Source organism: Rhizobium sp. AAP43 (genome assembly GCF_001296045.1).
Taxonomy (GTDB): Bacteria; Pseudomonadota; Alphaproteobacteria; order Rhizobiales; family Rhizobiaceae; genus Allorhizobium.
In genome coordinates, this window is record NZ_LJHS01000055.1 from 15,885 (window position 1) to 32,331 (window position 16,447).

Annotated in this window: 17 protein-coding genes; 7 read left to right on the forward strand and 10 right to left on the reverse strand. The window is 57.4% G+C overall.

Translation table 11 applies throughout. From position 1 onward, the window contains the following. Position 1 precedes the first annotated feature (1 nt). The 7 genes from trbL to trbB are packed head-to-tail and all read right to left on the reverse strand — an operon-like array spanning position 2 to position 6,270. The gene (gene trbL, locus IP76_RS20530; protein ID WP_054160107.1) at positions 2-1,195 is read right to left on the reverse strand and encodes a P-type conjugative transfer protein TrbL; all 1,194 of its coding nucleotides are present in this window, start codon (positions 1,193-1,195) and stop codon (positions 2-4) included. Continuing rightward, on the reverse strand, positions 1,189-1,395 hold the full coding sequence (trbK, locus tag IP76_RS20535; RefSeq protein WP_054160108.1) for an entry exclusion protein TrbK: 207 nt from the start codon (positions 1,393-1,395) through the stop codon (positions 1,189-1,191). The genes trbL and trbK overlap by 7 nt, the downstream gene beginning before the upstream one ends. Then, entirely contained in the window at positions 1,392-2,201 is an 810-nt protein-coding gene (gene trbJ / locus IP76_RS20540) for a P-type conjugative transfer protein TrbJ (protein WP_054160109.1), read from the reverse strand. The genes trbK and trbJ overlap by 4 nt, the downstream gene beginning before the upstream one ends. Next, the gene (locus tag IP76_RS20545; protein ID WP_054160110.1) at positions 2,194-4,629 is read right to left on the reverse strand and encodes a conjugal transfer protein TrbE; all 2,436 of its coding nucleotides are present in this window, start codon (positions 4,627-4,629) and stop codon (positions 2,194-2,196) included. Before IP76_RS20545 ends, trbJ begins: the two co-directional genes overlap by 8 nt. Positions 4,630-4,639: 10 nt before the next feature. Continuing rightward, positions 4,640-4,939: a conjugal transfer protein TrbD gene (locus tag IP76_RS20550; protein ID WP_054160111.1), complete on the reverse strand. Its 300-nt coding sequence runs from the start codon at positions 4,937-4,939 to the stop codon at positions 4,640-4,642. Further along, complete coding sequence (locus tag IP76_RS20555) at positions 4,932-5,315, reverse strand: TrbC/VirB2 family protein (protein ID WP_054160112.1); 384 nt, start codon at positions 5,313-5,315, stop codon at positions 4,932-4,934. The genes IP76_RS20550 and IP76_RS20555 overlap by 8 nt, the downstream gene beginning before the upstream one ends. Further along, complete coding sequence (gene trbB, locus IP76_RS20560) at positions 5,305-6,270, reverse strand: P-type conjugative transfer ATPase TrbB (protein WP_054160226.1); 966 nt, start codon at positions 6,268-6,270, stop codon at positions 5,305-5,307. Before trbB ends, IP76_RS20555 begins: the two co-directional genes overlap by 11 nt. A 380-nt stretch (positions 6,271-6,650) precedes the next feature. Between trbB and repA the strand changes: the two genes are divergently transcribed. The 4 genes from repA (at position 6,651) to IP76_RS20580 (ending at position 12,055) form a co-directional block, all read left to right on the forward strand. Further along, positions 6,651-7,841 (forward strand): plasmid partitioning protein RepA, encoded by a 1,191-nt coding sequence (gene repA / locus IP76_RS20565; RefSeq protein WP_054160113.1) that lies wholly within the window; start codon positions 6,651-6,653, stop codon positions 7,839-7,841. An 84-nt stretch (positions 7,842-7,925) separates the two neighbouring features. Then, entirely contained in the window at positions 7,926-8,921 is a 996-nt protein-coding gene (repB, locus tag IP76_RS20570) for a plasmid partitioning protein RepB (RefSeq protein ID WP_054160227.1), read from the forward strand. 155 nt (positions 8,922-9,076) lie between these two features. Then, positions 9,077-10,291, forward strand: coding sequence for a plasmid replication protein RepC (repC, locus tag IP76_RS20575; protein ID WP_054160114.1), 1,215 nt, complete (start codon positions 9,077-9,079; stop codon positions 10,289-10,291). A 786-nt stretch (positions 10,292-11,077) separates the two neighbouring features. Beyond that, entirely contained in the window at positions 11,078-12,055 is a 978-nt protein-coding gene (locus IP76_RS20580; protein ID WP_054160115.1) for an alpha/beta fold hydrolase, read from the forward strand. Positions 12,056-12,191: 136 nt separating this feature from the next. Here IP76_RS20580 and IP76_RS23725 read toward each other — a convergent pair whose 3' ends face one another. Genes IP76_RS23725 through IP76_RS20595 form a run of 3 tightly spaced genes read right to left on the reverse strand, consistent with a single transcriptional unit; the run spans position 12,192 to position 14,262 of the window. Continuing rightward, a complete protein-coding gene (locus IP76_RS23725) occupies positions 12,192-12,533 on the reverse strand; it encodes an AraC family transcriptional regulator (protein ID WP_054160116.1) in 342 nt (113 codons plus the stop codon). A 41-nt stretch (positions 12,534-12,574) separates the two neighbouring features. Then, the gene (locus IP76_RS20590) at positions 12,575-13,087 is read right to left on the reverse strand and encodes a hypothetical protein (RefSeq protein ID WP_054160117.1); all 513 of its coding nucleotides are present in this window, start codon (positions 13,085-13,087) and stop codon (positions 12,575-12,577) included. 59 nt (positions 13,088-13,146) lie between these two features. Further along, a complete protein-coding gene (locus IP76_RS20595) occupies positions 13,147-14,262 on the reverse strand; it encodes a site-specific integrase (RefSeq protein ID WP_245281534.1) in 1,116 nt (371 codons plus the stop codon). A gap of 124 nt (positions 14,263-14,386) precedes the next feature. Here IP76_RS20595 and IP76_RS20600 point away from each other — a divergent pair, with 124 nt between their 5' ends. The 3 genes from IP76_RS20600 to IP76_RS20610 all read left to right on the forward strand — a co-directional run bounded on the left by IP76_RS20600 (position 14,387) and on the right by IP76_RS20610 (position 16,430). Beyond that, the gene (locus IP76_RS20600; protein WP_054160119.1) at positions 14,387-14,665 is read left to right on the forward strand and encodes a type II toxin-antitoxin system Phd/YefM family antitoxin; all 279 of its coding nucleotides are present in this window, start codon (positions 14,387-14,389) and stop codon (positions 14,663-14,665) included. 52 nt (positions 14,666-14,717) lie between these two features. Continuing rightward, positions 14,718-15,083, forward strand: a complete 366-nt coding sequence (locus IP76_RS20605; protein ID WP_245281535.1) for a plasmid maintenance toxin (PemK-like) — start codon at positions 14,718-14,720, stop codon at positions 15,081-15,083. A 216-nt stretch (positions 15,084-15,299) separates the two neighbouring features. Then, positions 15,300-16,430, forward strand: a complete 1,131-nt coding sequence (locus tag IP76_RS20610) for an RHE_PE00001 family protein (RefSeq protein WP_054160120.1) — start codon at positions 15,300-15,302, stop codon at positions 16,428-16,430. Positions 16,431-16,447: the final 17 nt, after the last annotated feature.

Here is a 16,447-nt window from a genome sequence, read left to right on the forward strand (position 1 = left end):
ATCAAGATTTTTTCGGAGAGCCCGAGGTGGTTCCAACCGTTGGTGGACCACCAGTCGAGGCATGGCCTCGGGCCGCGTCGAGTTTTGCGTTCGCCAGTCCAAGCAAGGTACTGGCATGTGCACCGGGCGCACCGATTGCCTTGTCTTTTGCGGCAGAACCTATCGCAGAGAAGCCTGAGCCGAGGCTTGCCCTGGCTGCCTGATATGCCGCTGCGGCCGGTGGAGCGCCTGATGTGTGAGCCGACTTCGCTGCGGCATATCCCGATATGGCAGCGCCGGCGCCAAGCGATATGGCACCCAGTCCGGCCGATGCTGCCTGGCCCCCATGCCGGATTGTCTCCATGCCGCCAGTGACAGAGGCACCCTGAACCACACCCTGCATGATGTTCGGCACATACATAGAGATGATGAACACGACGACGGAAATCCCGGCAATGGCAAGCGTCGTGATGAACTGGTCGGTTTCTGCGGTTGGCGCCTCTGCCAGACCAAGCAGAACTTCGGAACCGATCTTCGAAATCATCACCAACGCCATCAGCTTCATGCCGACACCGAAGGCATAGACGAGGTAGCGGATCGCAAAATCCTTGGTGAAGGAGGACCCGCCAAGGCCCAGCATGATCATCCCGGCCAAGAGGCCGACATACATTTCCACCATGACGGAGACGAAGATCGCAGCAACAAGGGAGAAGCAAATCACGACGATGCCCATGGCAAGGACTGCCGCAATTGCCAGTGCATTGTCCTCAAACACGCCAAACTTGGCTTGCTCGGACATTTGTGCGGCAACCCGGATCCCGGCGTCGAAGACTTCTGCTGGCGATGCCGTCCCGCTCCCAGACCCAATCTGGAAGAGGCTGTCGACCACGGCTTTTGCGAAGGTCGGCCCCTGAGCGAGTACGAAAGCAAAAAAGCCTATGAACATGATGCGGCGGACAAGTTCTGCAAACCAGCTGTCGATTGAGGCGGCCTGGATTGCCAACCACACTGCCGCGATCCCAACCTCGATGCCGGCAAGAATCCAGAACAGTGATCTAGCCGCTTCCATGATGGTGGTTTCCCATCCCTTGGCGGCGGCAGACACCTGGTTCTCGAGTTCTGTCAGGACCTGACCAGTTTGCCCCAATGCCGGCGAAACCAGCACGGTACAAAGCGCGGCGGCCGCTATGAAGGTGCGAATGAGGGACTTCACCATCGCGGTCGCATCTCCTGGCCTTTTACGATGGGAGCCAGGCTCTTCTCCGTCCCAAAAAACTTCTGGCGGGTTGCGCGTTGTTCTTCGGTCATCCCAGGCGTCGTAGAGGGAGATCGCCAGTCAACGTGTACCGCGGCGATTGCAGTGGTCAGTCCAGCGATGGTGATGAGAGTGATGATGAGTTTGATAGTGAGGCTCACCAGCGCGGCTCCATTTTCTGACCTTCTGGAATGTCCTGGACGTTGGCATTGAAGAAAGCCTCACGACGCGCCTGGGCGAGATCCTTGTCGGTTTGCTCGCTCTGCAGCCAAGTTCCCATCATCGTTGTTTGTTGCGAGACGATGCCTCGCAGCTTCTGCATCTGGGCGACCTGCTGTGCTGCAATTTGATGGCCAACCTGCAGTGCCTTCATCTGTCCATCTGCCGACTGAGACATCGAGCGAAGCTCGCTCATCGTCGTCTCCTCGCTATCGAATTGCTCGGCCGTCAGGGAGGCAGCCCTCAGCGTGCCGGAAATCGTGTCGCGATTCGTGTCAGACCAGGCTTGGTAGGTGGTTGAGAAGCTCTCGGCATTGGGGAGAACCGTCTTCAGATCCGCATAGCTTTTAAACCTCTGCTTGAGTAGGTCGTCCGCATTGCCCATGGAAAATGCGATCCCCTGCCCCTGCTCGACGATGTCGCGCAACTGACCGAGGTCTTTCTCCACTTGGCCCCAGACGTGGGAGGGCAGCTGGGCCGTGTTCTGCAGCATATTCTGGTAGATGTTCAGCTGGTTCTGGATTTGCTCGGCAAGCTGGCTGATTTGGGTGATCTGGTTCTGGATCTGCTGACCCGACTGACCGACGAGAGAAACAAGCTCGCCATTGTTAAGGAGCTGCGTCCACTCAGTGGCGCCGCCGGTCGCCGCACCCGCATGGGATTGGGCCGAAGACATGATGAGGTAGCTTGCGGCAAGCAGGCAAGCAAACGCCCTGCCCGTCCGGGAATGCGGGTGGTTTCTACGCATGATGATTGATCCCTCTTTCCTTGAGCCACTGGCTCGGCCAGTCCTTTCCATGTGTCGAGAACAGTTCCCGGATGCGGGTGAGATCTGCCTTGCCTGAAGAGCCGACAAAGGAGAGCGTCACAGGGCCGAGGGCCATGTCGAACAGCCGCCGGCCATCGGCAGAGGCGACGTAGTACTCGCGCTTAGGGATAGCATTCGCGACGATCTCAATTTGTCGCTCGTTGAACCCGATCCGCTCATAGAACTCCCGCGTGCCGGTCTCGCGGGCGGCACCGTTCGGAAGGCAGATCTTGGTCGGGCAGGATTCCTTCAGAACATCGATAATTCCGGATCGCTCAGCATCCGAAATCGATTGCGTCGCAAGAACAACGGCGCAGTTAGCCTTTCGAAGAACCTTCAGCCATTCCCTGATCTTGTTGCGAAACACGGGATGGCCGAGCATCAACCAGGCTTCGTCAAGGATGATGAGGCTTGGCGAGCCATCGAGCCGTTTTTCGATCCGACGAAAGATGTAGGTGAGCACAGGAACGAGGTTTCGCTCGCCCATGTTCATCAATTGCTCAAGCTCGAAGCATTGGAAGCGACCGAGCTCGAGACCATCTTTCTCAGCGTCAAGGAGCTGTCCCATGGGGCCATCGACCGTGTAGTGATGAAGCGCTTCCTTGATCTCGCGCATCTGCACACCGCTGACGAAATCCGACAATGAGCGTCCTGGTGCCGATGCCATCAATGCGATCTGCCTGGAGATCGCGTTGCGATGGTCGGGCGTCAACGCGATCCCCTGCATCGAGATGAGGGTCTCGATCCACTCATTGGCCCAGGCCCTATCGGTGGCAGAGGAAAGGTCAGCAAGGGGGCAGAAGGCGAGATGCCTTCCCTGCCCTGCATCACCGCCAATCTCGTAGTGATCGCCACCGACCGCAAGCGTTAGAGGTTGCATAGAGCAGCCTTTATCAAAGGCAAAGATCTGTGCGTGGTCATAGCGGCAGAACTGGGCGGCAATCAGCGAAAGCAGCGTCGACTTTCCGGATCCGGTTGGGCCGAATATCAGCGTATGTCCGACGTCATCGACATGGAGGTTGAGGCGGAACGGCGTCGACCCAGATGCCACCTGCATGAGCGGCGGTGAGCCCGGCGCATAGATCGGGCAAGGAGCCGTCGGATTGCCAGACCATACTGAATTGAGTGGGACCAGATCCGCAAGGTTGCGGGTGTTGATCAGTGGTTCTCGTATGTTGGAGTACCAATTGCCTGGTAAGCTTCCAAGAAAGGCGTCCGTGGCATTCAAGGTCTCGATGCGTGCACCAAATCCCTCGGCCTGGATCAAACGGCGGACGGCCTCGGCCTTGTTCTGTAAGCGAGCCCCATCTTCATCGAATATCACGATGACCGGTGTATAGTAGCCATAGGAAACCAGCTGCGATGATGCTTCGGCGATTGCATCCTCGGTTTCCGCCACCATGGCCATTGCATCCTGGTCTAGTGAACGCGACTTCGTCTGAAAGATCTGGTCGACAAACGGTCGGACCTTCTGGAGCCATTTCTTTCGCGTTCGCTCCAGTCGCTGCCTCGCTTCTTCGGGATCGAGGAAGATGAAGCGCGATGACCAACGATAGGTCAGCGGCATAAGGTCGAGGGAATTGAGAATTCCCGGCCAGCTTTCTGCGGGCAATCCATCGATGGCGACGACGGCCACGAAACGCCCCTCGATCTTCGGCGTTAGACCATGTTCAAGCTCAGCAGTGGCAAGCCAGTCCAGATACATTGGGATTTCGGGGAGGCGAACAGGGTGGTTCTCGCCCGTTATCGCAAAGCGGATAAACTGAAACAGGTCGTCATAGTGAGCGCAACGGGTGCCGTCCCTCTCGGGTACCTCGCGTGTCTGCATCCGCTGCATTGAAACAACGTTGCAGAGATACTGTTCGATCTCGCGGATCGAGCGGCGGAAGGTGTCCAGCACTGTATCGGCATAGCTCGTGTTGCGGCTCTCCGTATCCGAGTAAACATACCGCGTCAGGCCGGCCTGGCGCGGCTCCGCTGGGCGATAAGTCAGGATGAGCGCATGACGGCTTTCAAAATGGCCGGCTTCTTGGCCGAAGTGGCTGCGCCTTTCCTCATCGATCAAGCGCGTGACCATGTCAGGAAAACAGCTACGATCTGCGGGAGGATATTCGGTGGTGGGCACACGAGCGGCTTCAAACTGGATCATCCAGCCGCTGCCAAGTCGAGATAGGATAGCGTTGATCTGCCTCGAAAGTTCGTTTCGTTCGAAATCGGTGGCGCTTTCGCAGTCGGGGCCGGCGAAATACCAGCCCGCCATCAGGCTTCCGTCCTTCAGCAGCATGATCCCGTTGTCGACGAGACCTGCATATGGGACGAGATCGGCGAAGGATGGACCTGAGATTCTGAAGCGTCGTAGTGCGACCATTTCCGCCTCCTCAGTATCGCCGCCAGGGCGATGAGGTGGGCCGATAGTGAGCGCGGTATGTCAGATGCCGAATGTAGATTCGGCGTATTAGCGGGTCCGCTTTTGCCATCATGCGCAACACACCAATCAGGCCAAGCCAGAGGGCGACACCGAAGATTGCCGAATAGACAGTGAGGACCACGAAAATCAGGATGACAGCTGCAAGGCCCGTCATAAGCACAAGCTCTCGGTCGCCACCTAGCAGGAGGTTTGGGCGAGACAATGCTCGGTGAATGCGATTGCGCCGGAGCGCGCTGGACGCTTCAGGCACAAGCCCACTCCCCTACCTGTTTCGGGGGAAAGACCGGGCATACCGTCACAGGGTTGGACGCTATTGAAGCTCCGGTTGCACCGAAAAGACCGACGATTGTTGTGGCGCCCAAAAGGAGGCCTGCGACCATGACGATATAGATCAGGCGACGAGCAAAATCGTTGAGTTCGCCTCCGAAAATCAGCATGGCACCGGAGATGGCCACTGCAGCGAGTGCGATGTAACCGGCGACCGGTCCTGTGATGGACTCCTGAATCTGCTCAAGCGGACCTTCCCATGGCAAGCTGCCACCGGATCCGGCCCAGGCCGGCCCGGACATCCATGCGATGTAGACCGCAATGGCGATCCCTCCTTGCAGGGCGCGACTATGCTGCATGGCTGTTCTCATCGAGCTGCGGATAGTGTTCGGTCTGATATCGAGACCCGTTGAAACCCTCGACATGGAGGACTTCGCGAACGCGCCTGCCCCGCCCTGCCCGCTCGATCGAGATCACCAAATCCACTGCTTCCCCGATGACCGCCTGCATTGGCTGATGGCTGACCTCGGCGGTTAGTTGCTCAAGGCGCCGTAGCGCTGACATCGCGGTGTTGGAGTGAATGGTTGTGATACCGCCCGGGTGACCCGTGTTCCAGGCTTTGAGAAGGGTAAGAGCCGCACCATCGCGAACTTCGCCAACAATAATGCGGTCAGGTCGCAGCCGCATCGTACTCTTCAGCAAGCGGCCCATGTCGATGCCATCGCTCGTATGCAGGCTCACGGCATTTTCCGCTGAGCACCGGATCTCGGCCGTGTCCTCAAGGATGACAATCCTGTCGTCGGGCGTGGCGCTTGTGATCTCGGAAATTATAGCATTGGCAAGTGTCGTCTTGCCCGATCCCGTGCCGCCGGCAATCACGATGTTCAAACGGCTCTCAATCGCCGTGCGAACAATTGCTGCCTGTGCCTCCGTCATGATGTTGGACGCCACATAGTCCGCCAGAGGTATCAATCTGGAGGCTCGGCGCCGGATCGTAAACGTTGGAGCCTTGACGACCGGAGGCAAAAGTCCCTCAAAACGGTGCCCACCAATCGGCAGTTCTCCTGATACGATGGGACGATCTGCATCTGCTTCGGATTGCAGCGCATGAGCAACCGAGCCAATGACAGTCTCTGCTGCGGTCGCGCTCATTTCGCCTGCTGCTGCCACACCGTGCCCGAGGCGTTCGATGAAAAGCTTGCCGTCCGGATTGAGCATGATTTCGACGACAGTTGGATCTTCCAGGGCAATGCATAAGCGTTCGCCAAGGGCGTCCTGCATTTTGCGTAGGAGGCGTGAGTGCGATTGAAGCATGATGGGCACCGTCATCTTTCGAGGTTTCGGTGGCAAACAAGCTAAATCGGGTTTGAAAGTCGAGGTGCAGATCTGCACCTCGCCCCAGCTGACTGATTCCTGCAGAGTTTGCCCGAATCGGTGAGCAAGCGGCGATGGTGCAACGCGCTGACATGTCATGAGTCACAGGAAATTACGGAGCCCATTCGGGACGTATGTCGCGGTAAAGGACGGAAAAATAACGCTTAGTAGCGCCAGAGCACGAACGAACCGCCGGGAATTAAGGTTTTGTTAACTTTAAATTCCTTGCCGCTTTTGCGGAATCGGCTGATAGTTGCGAAATTGATGGCTGCACGGCCATTTTTTCGAAAGTGTAGCCTTCTCGGGACATAGTTTGCAAAATGAATCAGCCACCGATCAACCGATTTGATTTTGAGATCGCGCAGCAGGGCGCGAAGATCTCCAGCGCGCTGCATATGTTGCGCAGCCAGCAATACCCTCCTGACGCCAGAAAAGGTCTTCGAAAATTTCAACTCGGAGAAGTCGCCGAGTTCATGGGCGTGACGCAGAGTCATCTCCGGCAGATCCACTCCGAAGGGAAAGGCCCCGAGATTGAGTCGGTGTCCGGCCGTCGATACTACACCGCCGAGCAGATGCTGGAGCTTCGGGATTTCCTCGAAGCCAACAAAAAATCGGACAAAAGGGTCTATCTGCCTAAACGCCGAGAGGGCGAGGCACTTCAGGTCGTTTCTGTCGTCAACTTCAAAGGCGGAAGCGGGAAAACGACAACAGCGGCGCATCTTGCGCAATACCTCGCTCTGACTGGTCATCGCGTACTGGCAATTGATCTCGATCCCCAGGCATCTCTGACGTCACTGTTTGGGATTCAGCCGGAATTGGATGAGACATCTTCGCTGTATGAAGCGCTGCGTTTTGATGGCGAGCAAAAGCCAATTGCCGATGTCATTCAATCCACAAACATTCCCGGTCTAGATGTCGTGCCGGCCAACCTAGTCCTGCAGGAATACGAGTATGACGTACCACTCGCGATATCGTCGAAGAATGGTAGCGAAGGTCGGCTGTTTCACATGCGCATTGGGAATGCGTTGAAGCAGGTCGATGATCGCTATGACGTTGTTGTCATCGATTGCCCGCCCCAGCTTGGCTACTTGACGATTACCGCCCTCATGGCCTCGACGGGCATATTGATTACAATTCATCCGCAGATGTTGGACATCATGTCGATGAGCCAGTTCTTGATGATGCTCGGCGGTATCATGACGCCAGTTGCTGAAGCGGGTGCTGAAATCAAAGTCGAGTGGTTCCGGTACCTTGTCACTCGATTTGAGCCGACGGATATCCCGCAGGCGCAAATGGTTGGCTTCATGCAGTCAATGTTCGCCCAACATATGCTCCGAAATCACGTGCTTAAATCAACGGCAATTTCTGATGCCTCGATCAAGAAACAGACCCTTTATGAGGTCGAGCGGGGCGACTTCGTCCGTTCGACTTATGACCGGGCAATGGAAAGCCTCAACTCGGCCAACGGCGAAATTATGGACCTGATCCACGGCGCTTGGGGGCGAAAATGATGCCTTTGTCAGCCGTTCTTTTTCCGAATTTTGTATTGCTCCACAATGGCTTGCACGAAGTGAACACTTGTTCGGAGGTTGGACGTGTCACGAATTAATCCCTTCGCCTCTTTGGATCTCGCCTCGATTCCATCCGGGCCAGCACCTACGAAGCCGGGCTATGCGATGACGGGTGCGGCCAAGACGGTCGTTCGTTCAATAGAAGACCTGGCAGAAAACACTAAGAAGCTGATGGAAGGCGAAGTCATTGTGGAACTCGATCCACAATTGGTCGACGTTTCCTTCGTTCCCGATCGGCTTTCGCATGACGATGAAGAGTTTGAGGAACTGAGGCAGGCGATCGAGGAGACGGGCCAGTCGACGCCTATCCTAGTGCGCCCCAGCTCGACAGATGACCAACGGTACATGGTGGTGTTCGGACACCGCCGCTTGAAGGTCGCCCAAGAGCTTGGGATCCCAGTGAAGGCAGTCGTAAAGAAGCTTGACGACGTCGCTTCCGCTATTGCCCAGGGCCAGGAGAACTCCGCCCGATCAAATCTGTCATTCATAGAGCGGGCGTTTTTTGCGCAAAATCTCTTGTCCTCCGGCATGGCGAAAGAAGTGATCCGATCATCGCTAGCCGTTGATGAAGCGCTGCTTTCAAAAATGCTTGGTGTGGTGGATGTCGTGCCGGCGGCTATCATTACTGTGCTCGGGGCATCCAAGAAAATTGGGCGTGATAAATGGTTGAGCCTACGGCAGCTATTGTTGGCCCCTGCCCTCCTCAAGGTTGCCACCGATTATGTTGGTACCGCCGAGTTTGGTGCAATTGCCGAAGACAAACGCTTTGACGACCTTCACGACTACCTGAAACGCTACAAAGTCAAATCTGCTGCGAAGAAGCCGAAGGCAGCTTCAGCTGTATCCGAATGGACATCACACGACAGTTCCTTGGGGTTCTCGATGTCCGCTAAGGCAAAGAAAGTTTCTATCGAACTTACCAACACTGAAGCCAAGCCTTTCAGCAGCTGGCTCTCAAGCAGGATGGATCGTCTGTATGAGGAGTACAGGCAGTCGAAATCTGATCAAAACGGAGACTAAACCGCAAAAGAAAAAGGCCCCCAATCGGAAAACCGTGGAAGCCTCTCTCGTCATCTGTAGCAAGATCGAGAATCGCATTTCCCGGATTCACAGTCAAGAGCCTTTGGCACCGATTTGGTGAGCGTAATTCTTTTGCCTAAAGAAAGGTGAGAGAGATGCAACGGGGAAATGTAACGACGCCCTTTGGGCGGCGGCCAATGACGCTTGGGCTCGTACGAGCGCAGCTGCAGACGGCCGAATCACGCCCGAGCCGGGGTGTGGACAAATGGAAAGTGTTTCGCGACGTGGCCGAGGCCCGGCCTTTGCTCGGCTTGCAGGACCGCGCCATCGCGGTTCTCGACGCCTTGTTGAGCTTCTATCCGCAGAACGAATTGAAGCCCGACGCTTCGCTGGTGGTCTTTCCCTCTAACGCGCAGCTATCTCTACGTGCCCATGGCATTGCCGGCACGACGCTGAGACGCCATCTGGCGAGCCTGGTCGAGGCCGGGCTGATCCAGCGGCGCGACAGCCCGAACGGCAAGCGCTATGTGCACCGCGACCAGGACGGCGCGATCGAGGAGGCATTCGGCTTCGACCTTTCCCCATTGCTGGCACGGGCGCATGAGCTTGCCGGCATGGCGCAGCAGGTGGCCGAAGAAGCCCGACGCTTCAAGCGGGCCAAGGAAGCGCTGACGCTGTGCCGCCGGGATGTGCGCAAGCTGATCAGTGCGGCCATGGAAGAGGGCGCCGGCGGCGACTGGGCGGCGATTGAGGCCGTCTATGTGTCGATCCTTGCGAAGCTTCCGCGCACACCGAGCCGGACCGCCATCGAAGCTATTTCCGAAGACATGGCGCTCTTGCGCGAGGAAATCCTCAACCAGCTGGAAGATCAGCTGAATTCTGAAAAAACGGACGGCAATGCAGTCCAGAATGGCTGCCACATACAGAATTCAAAATCCGAATCCACATATGAACTTGAACCATGCTCAGGAGAAGAGCAGGGGGCGAATGCCGAGCGAGAAAAGATCCGGGTGGCAGATCCGGTAAAGGCCTATCCGCTTGCAATGGTGCTGCAGGCTTGCCCGCAAGTGATCGATTACGGCCCGGGCGGGCAGATCGGGAACTGGCGCGACCTGATGGCCGCCGCCGTTGTGGTCCGCTCCATGTTGGGCGTCAGTCCCTCGGCCTACCAGGAAGCCTGCGAGGTAATGGGCCCTGAAAACGCGGCCGCGGCCATGGCCTGCATGCTGGAACGAGCGCATCTGATCAATTCTGCCGGCGGCTATCTGAGGGATCTGACACGGAGGGCCGGGCGCGGCGAATTCTCGCTCGGACCGATGATCATGGCGCTGATGAAGGCGAGGGCATCCGAGAGACTGAGGGTGGGATGACTAGCGCATTTCATTCCAGACACCTACTGAAACGACACGGGTGCTCGCTATCCACGAGCGGAGTGGGTTTCGCCGCACGCCTTAGACGGCCGGAGCGGCGCCTGTGATCGCGTGTTTTAGGACTTGGGGGTGACGCCGGTGTGCATGAATTTCTCCGGTCGTCATCCAGGGAGGCTGTACGTCTTCTGTACTTGTCCACACAATGGGCCACCTCCAGCTCAAATTAGGCGAATTCTCGTTGAGTAGCCGTGGGAGTGATAACCTCACTTAAGGACCAAAGAGGTCTCAGCTTGAGGTGCACACAGGAGGCAAGTGAATTGTCAGCCGTTTTTTTTCGTAAATTGTTATTTTAATTCATTGAGTTACAGCGTTTGAACCTTCCTTTTTATCGATTGAGCATGATGCGGGTAGACTTGGGCGGGCTTCCCGTGCATCGGCAAAAGGCGCGGATTGTCTGTGAAAAGAAAATTCGCCGCGGCGAACTAGCGCAAGCCTTTTAAAACACGTCGCTTTTTAAAAGTCATTTTCCCGTGCGGAATCTGAGTCTGCCAGGGAGGACTTCGGCCGCCTTTTTAGACGGGCTCAGGTGAGGAACACAGGAAGTCGTGTGCGCCGATCATGTTCTTGTTCATCTGCGGCGACAGGACCGCTCGACGTTTCTCTCTCGTCCTTTGAAGCTGGAAACGGCGATCGATGACAGGAATCTCCAAAAGACCGCCTTGGGTGACAAGAGCGGACGGAGGTCGGAGGATAGAGTGACCTTGTCCATCAACTGAGACCCAAATCATGGATGAGAACTACGAATTACGATTGTCACGCAGGCAAGTCATGCTCGCGGGGGCCACGCTTTCGCTGGCAACGACAGTTCCGGTCTTTGCCTCGGGAACTTCGATTGTGCACCAACAGGAAGGAAAAATTTCAATGACCGAGAATTTTGTGACGACCAAGGACGGCGTCGAAATCTTCTACAAGGACTGGGGTCCGAAGGACGCCCAACCGATCGTTTTCCACCACGGCTGGCCGCTCTCATCGGATGACTGGGACGCGCAGATGCTGTTCTTCGTCCTCCACGGATACCGCGTCGTTGCGCATGACCGTCGCGGCCACGGTCGGTCGCAGCAGGTCAGTGACGGTCATGATCTCAACCACTATGCCGCGGATGCTTCTGCCGTCTTCGAAAAGCTCGATCTGCGAAACGCTGTTCATATCGGTCACTCCACTGGTGGTGGCGAAGTAGCTCGATATGTCGCACAGTTCGGCGAACCACAGGGGCGCGTGGCCAAGGCCGTACTGGTCAGCGCCATTCCGCCGATCATGTTGAAAACTGCCGCTTATCCTGGTGGACTGCCAATCGAGGTTTTCGATGGTTTCCGTTCTTCCCTCGCGGCTAACCGTGCTCAGTTTTTCCGGGATGTGCCGGCCGGGCCGTTCTACGGCTTCAATCGCCCGGACGCGAAGGTCTATCCCGCAGTCATCGACAATTGGTGGCGACAGGGAATGATGGGCGGCGCCAAGGCCCATTACGATGGTATCAAGGCGTTCTCGGAGACTGACCAGACGGAGGACCTGAAGGCTATCACGGTCCCCACACTCGTTATGCACGGCGCCGATGACCAGATCGTTCCGATTGCCGCTTCGGCAGAACTATCGGTCAAGCTTTTGAAGAATGGCACGCTGAAGGTCTATGAAGGCCTCTCGCACGGGATGCTGACCGTCAATGCAGAGGTCCTCAATCAGGATCTGCTGGCATTCGTGAAAAGCTGAGGCAGAGCCGAGAGGCCAGGACCGCCGCCACGACAGCGGCGGTCTTCAAGCACCACTATTGTCGTCTTCGTCATGGAAAAGGTCAGAACTCACGCGCAGGCGATGCGTGCGAGATTTGGCTTGTAAATGTGGTCTTCTACCGAATAGCGCGTCTCCACTGAGCAGGCGTGGACCCGGCCTTGGCCGTGAAAGTCCTAGTCAGGTGCGCCTGATCGAAAAAGCCACACAGATATGCTATTTCCGAGATCGAAAGGTCGGTCGAACTGAGGAGCTCTTTTGCTCTTTCAATCCTCTTCAGAACTACCCAACGATAGGGCGGGTGACCGAGTGACCGCTTGAAGGCTTTGATGAAATGACCTTGTGAGAGCCCACAGGCGGCCGCAACAGTTGCAAGGGAGAGATCGGCGGCAAGGTCTGCCTCCAGCAGTTCCAGGGCCCGCCTCACCTGCCAAGGTGCAAGGGCTCCATACACCGGCATTGAAGCCTTCACGCTGCCATACGTCGTGCAGAGATGGAACGTCAGAATGGCCGCAACATGGTCCTGAAATAGGCGACTTGTGGCGCCAGGCTGGAGAAGCGCAGGCAGGCGCTGATCAAGCCCTGCACTACGTGATCTTCAATGTGATGCCCGGGTTTTGCCTGCAAGGTTTCGATGTGCTTGCCACCGAGATCTTCCTCATAGGCTTTGAGCGCAGACCGCGGGATGTGGAGCCCCAGACCATCAAATGGCGACTTCATGTCGGCTACCCACGTCCTGCGGTAGTCGTAGATGGTGAAATTGCCGCGCTTTGACAGCTTGTAGTCGACCTTCTTGCCGTCGACCCAGAGATCGCCGTGATAGTCACGGAGATTGTAGGCCAGCAGGAACGCATCTTCACTTACGTGAGGATCCACGAGCCCGTGACCGGGGCTATCGCAGTAAATCCTCGTCATCGTCACTTCAGACTTGCCGAATATCGGAGCGATAACGGCTTTAGCCTCTTTGGTCCGGAAAATGCCCATGTCACGGTTGCTGATCGTCGTCTGGTGCATCTGCCTAACTTGTCGTCCCAATATTCTACAGAAATGGTAACGCGCCGGCTTTGGAGTAGCTAAGCTATCAGTCTGGCAGCACGTCCGCTCCGTCGTTGAGCGTCGTTGTAATATTCCGAAGCTTGCTGGATGGACCGATGACGCGACTGCTCCATGGCTTCAGGGAGAGGAATGCCGCGATTGGCAGCTTCCGTCAAATAGCCTGAGCGCAGGCCATGGGCTGAAAACTCCGTCGGATCGAGTCCGGCCAATTCGGCGCGCTGCTTGACGATGTCGTTGATGGCCTTCGGATCAAGTGCGCGCCTTGAGACATTTCCCCAGCGATCAATGGCCCGGAACACGCTGCCGCTTTCGATCTTGGCAAGCTTGAGCCAGGCATTGAGCGCCTCGATGGGACGGCCGGTCAGATAGACAACGTCCTCGTTGATGGCGCCGCTGGTCTTGGTTCGGCCGAGATGAATGGAGAGGGAGGGCAGGGGAGGGCTGTCCTCGACCTGGAGGGGTTCTTCCGTCTGCAATTGCTCTGTCCTCAGGGACGCGATTTCGCTGCGGCGACGGCCGCCCGAGGCAAAGGCGACCATCAGAATGGCCCGGTCCCGGACATCACGTAGGCCGGCCGTTTGGCACGTCGCCAGGAGGCTTGCCAGTACATCGCCGGTGACCGCCTTCCCGCTCTTTCGTCTCCTCTGTCGCGGCGTTGCTCTGATCGCAAGTTTGATGGCGGAACGGATAGAGGGCGAACCGAAGGAACCCTGAAGCCCACGCCATTTCGTCAGCGTAGACCAGGTGGCTAGTCTCCGGCGAACGGTGTCTGGCGCATGTGGTCCTGCCGTTCGTAGGAACCCCTGAATGCGAAGCTTGTCGTCGACGTCTGCCGGCATGCCATGTAACGGATCCGCCAAGCGCTTTTCCGGATCCCAAAGATGATGAGCGATGAACTTCAGCAGCAGCGCTTCGGGCGCGGGCCAAGGAAGAGAGCGTCCGGTAGCCGCGAGGGACCAAGCCTGTAGGTAGGTAAGATCCGATGAGAGAGCACGAAGTGTGTTAACGCCCATGCCCTCATTGACGAGGTGACGAAGCGTTTCGACATCCTGATCCGTCAACAATTCGGCCAGTTCATCGCGGCGTTCCATGGGGAGCACAGCGGCGATGGTGTCGAGTTCTTGCTCACGCAGAGAGACTGTATCTCTGGTTGATTTGGGAGTTGACGGCTTTCGTGTCACTGCATTTTCCCAGTTTAGCGGCAGGTTGGCAAAAGTTCCGTAAAACCCTCATATTCCGGAACAAAGGAGATTTGCCATGACCTCGATCGTGACAGCAGCTGCCGTGTCGAAGGATTTTGGCGCCTATCAGGCCGCCGCCGTGCGAGAGCCGGTGATCATCACCAAGAACGGCCGACCGCGCACAGTGCTCATGGCCTATGAGGACTATCTTCGCCTCGCCAAGAGGGACCGTCGGGTCGATCTCACGGCTTCGATCAGTGATGACGAGCTTGCCGCGATCGAGGCTTCGACGATGGAGACGGGCCTGGATCATCTCAATGCCGAACTTCGGATGGACAATAATGCTGCCGACTGAGCCGAGGGTCGGCTGGGTTTTCCGTTATTCTTGATCCTGGCATTGGCAGCATCTGGACGGACGGAAAGAGGGTGACAAGGACCGCCCGGCGCTCGTGCTGGCCATTATTGCGACGCTTGACGACGGAACACCTGCAGTACGTGTCTTGCCGATCACGCATTCGCCACCGTCCGATCCGAGCGAAGCAATCGAAATCCCGCCTGCCACCAAGCGCCGCCTTGGCCTTGATGATGAGCGGTCGTGGATCGTGCTGACCGAAAGCAACCGTTTCGTCTGGCCAGGGCCCGACGTTCGCCCTGTTGACAGCGAGTGCGGGTATCACGGGCCGCTACCTCCTGCACTCTTTGAAGAGGTGAAGCGCCGGTTCGTTGAGCTCGCCAGGAGCCAGCGGCACAAGGCGACCATTCGCAGCGACTGAGCTGCTCTCTACTCTTTTGTTCGCCTTCAAATCCGCCCATCCAGCTGACGTTCTCACCGTGATTTGCCCCGAATCTACGCATTCAGGACCCTGAAATCAATCACTTCCGATAAGGGTTACTTATCGGCGGTGAGCCACCGCGGGCACATCAATGAGAAGTAAGGAACTGTAAGCCGTATATAGCTTTTGCTTAACGAATCATTTACTATAAATTCAATGTCTTACGATCCTGCCAAATTGCCCATCCAGAACCTGTTGCGGCCAATCTCAGACGCCGCCGTCGCGCTTGCCCGTCTCGATGAGCGCATCGCTCGCTCTCCCGTCGGCGAAGGCTTTCTCGAACGCTCGCATTTCCTCGATGCGTATGCCTCGCTCTGGGTCGATGGGGAACTTGTCCATCTCGAAGACCTCGTCCTGCATGATGCCCTTCGCGACATCCGCGCACCGACCCACGAACTCACCATCGCCCGCGACATCCTGAAAACCCGCCGTCGCATCGCCGCCCATCCACCCGCCTGGGCGCTCTCTGCTCAAGGCCTCGCCTCCCTCCGCGGGCAGGCGTGGCCTGCAGCATCATCGGGGAACGACGGGGAGGGTTTGCCGGATGGGAATATTGTCAGCGACACTCGGGGTGGGGTAGGGGAGTCCGAAGATCCTGATGCCGACGGTCTTAGTGATGCGTTTGCCGCGATCGATGCGGTTCTTGCCCGCTCGGACGCCGCGATCGAAGAAGCGAAGAAGCCGGGGCGCGCGAAAAACGCTCCGGACAAGGATCCGTTCGTTTACGACCTTGATTGGGATGAGGACGAGCGGCTGGGGGAGTGGCGGGCCGTGCTGGATCGAGCCCAGGACTTGCCGCCGGTTCTCCATGCCATTGTTGCCTTGGATGCCTGGAATGAGATCGCCGTTCTCCAGCACGCACCCTGGCTCGGCAGGCTACTGGCGGCCTCGATCCTTCGTGAGGGTGGCGTCACCACCGGCACACATGTCGCGGCGATCAATCTCGGACTGAAAGCCATTCCCGTCGATCGGCGCCGGCATCGTGATCGTGAGACGCGGTTGCTGGCGATATCAAGAGCGCTGAAAATCTCCGCGGAGACGGGGCTGAAGGAGCATGACCGGTTGGTGCTGGCGCGGCAGATGATGCTGCGCAAACTGGAGGGGCGGCGGGCGTCGTCCAGGCTGCCGGAGCTCGTGGAGCTCGTCATTGCGCGGCCGCTGATCTCGGCTGGGATGGTGGCAAAGACGCTTGAGGTCACGCCGCAAGGCGCGCGGCGGATGGTGCAGGAGCTTGGTCTTCGCGAGATGACGGGGAGGGGGAGGTTTCGGGCTTGGGGCGTAGTGTAGGCCTGCCGGTCTATATA

Excerpts from the sequence above, each read along its gene's own strand:
- trbL (WP_054160107.1), bottom strand. The coding sequence starts at position 1,195 with ATGGTGAAGTCCCTCATTCGCACCTTCATAGCGGCCGCCGCGCTTTGT.
- trbJ (WP_054160109.1), bottom strand. The coding sequence starts at position 2,201 with ATGCGTAGAAACCACCCGCATTCCCGGACGGGCAGGGCGTTTGCTTGC.
- IP76_RS20545 (WP_054160110.1), bottom strand. The coding sequence starts at position 4,629 with ATGGTCGCACTACGACGCTTCAGAATCTCAGGTCCATCCTTCGCCGAT.
- IP76_RS20555 (WP_054160112.1), bottom strand. The coding sequence starts at position 5,315 with ATGCAGCATAGTCGCGCCCTGCAAGGAGGGATCGCCATTGCGGTCTAC.
- trbB (WP_054160226.1), bottom strand. The coding sequence starts at position 6,270 with ATGCTTCAATCGCACTCACGCCTCCTACGCAAAATGCAGGACGCCCTT.
- repA (WP_054160113.1), top strand. The coding sequence starts at position 6,651 with ATGAATCAGCCACCGATCAACCGATTTGATTTTGAGATCGCGCAGCAG.
- repC (WP_054160114.1), top strand. The coding sequence starts at position 9,077 with ATGCAACGGGGAAATGTAACGACGCCCTTTGGGCGGCGGCCAATGACG.
- IP76_RS20580 (WP_054160115.1), top strand. The coding sequence starts at position 11,078 with ATGGATGAGAACTACGAATTACGATTGTCACGCAGGCAAGTCATGCTC.
- IP76_RS23725 (WP_054160116.1), bottom strand. The coding sequence starts at position 12,533 with ATGCCGGTGTATGGAGCCCTTGCACCTTGGCAGGTGAGGCGGGCCCTG.
- IP76_RS20590 (WP_054160117.1), bottom strand. The coding sequence starts at position 13,087 with ATGCACCAGACGACGATCAGCAACCGTGACATGGGCATTTTCCGGACC.
- IP76_RS20600 (WP_054160119.1), top strand. The coding sequence starts at position 14,387 with ATGACCTCGATCGTGACAGCAGCTGCCGTGTCGAAGGATTTTGGCGCC.
- IP76_RS20610 (WP_054160120.1), top strand. The coding sequence starts at position 15,300 with ATGTCTTACGATCCTGCCAAATTGCCCATCCAGAACCTGTTGCGGCCA.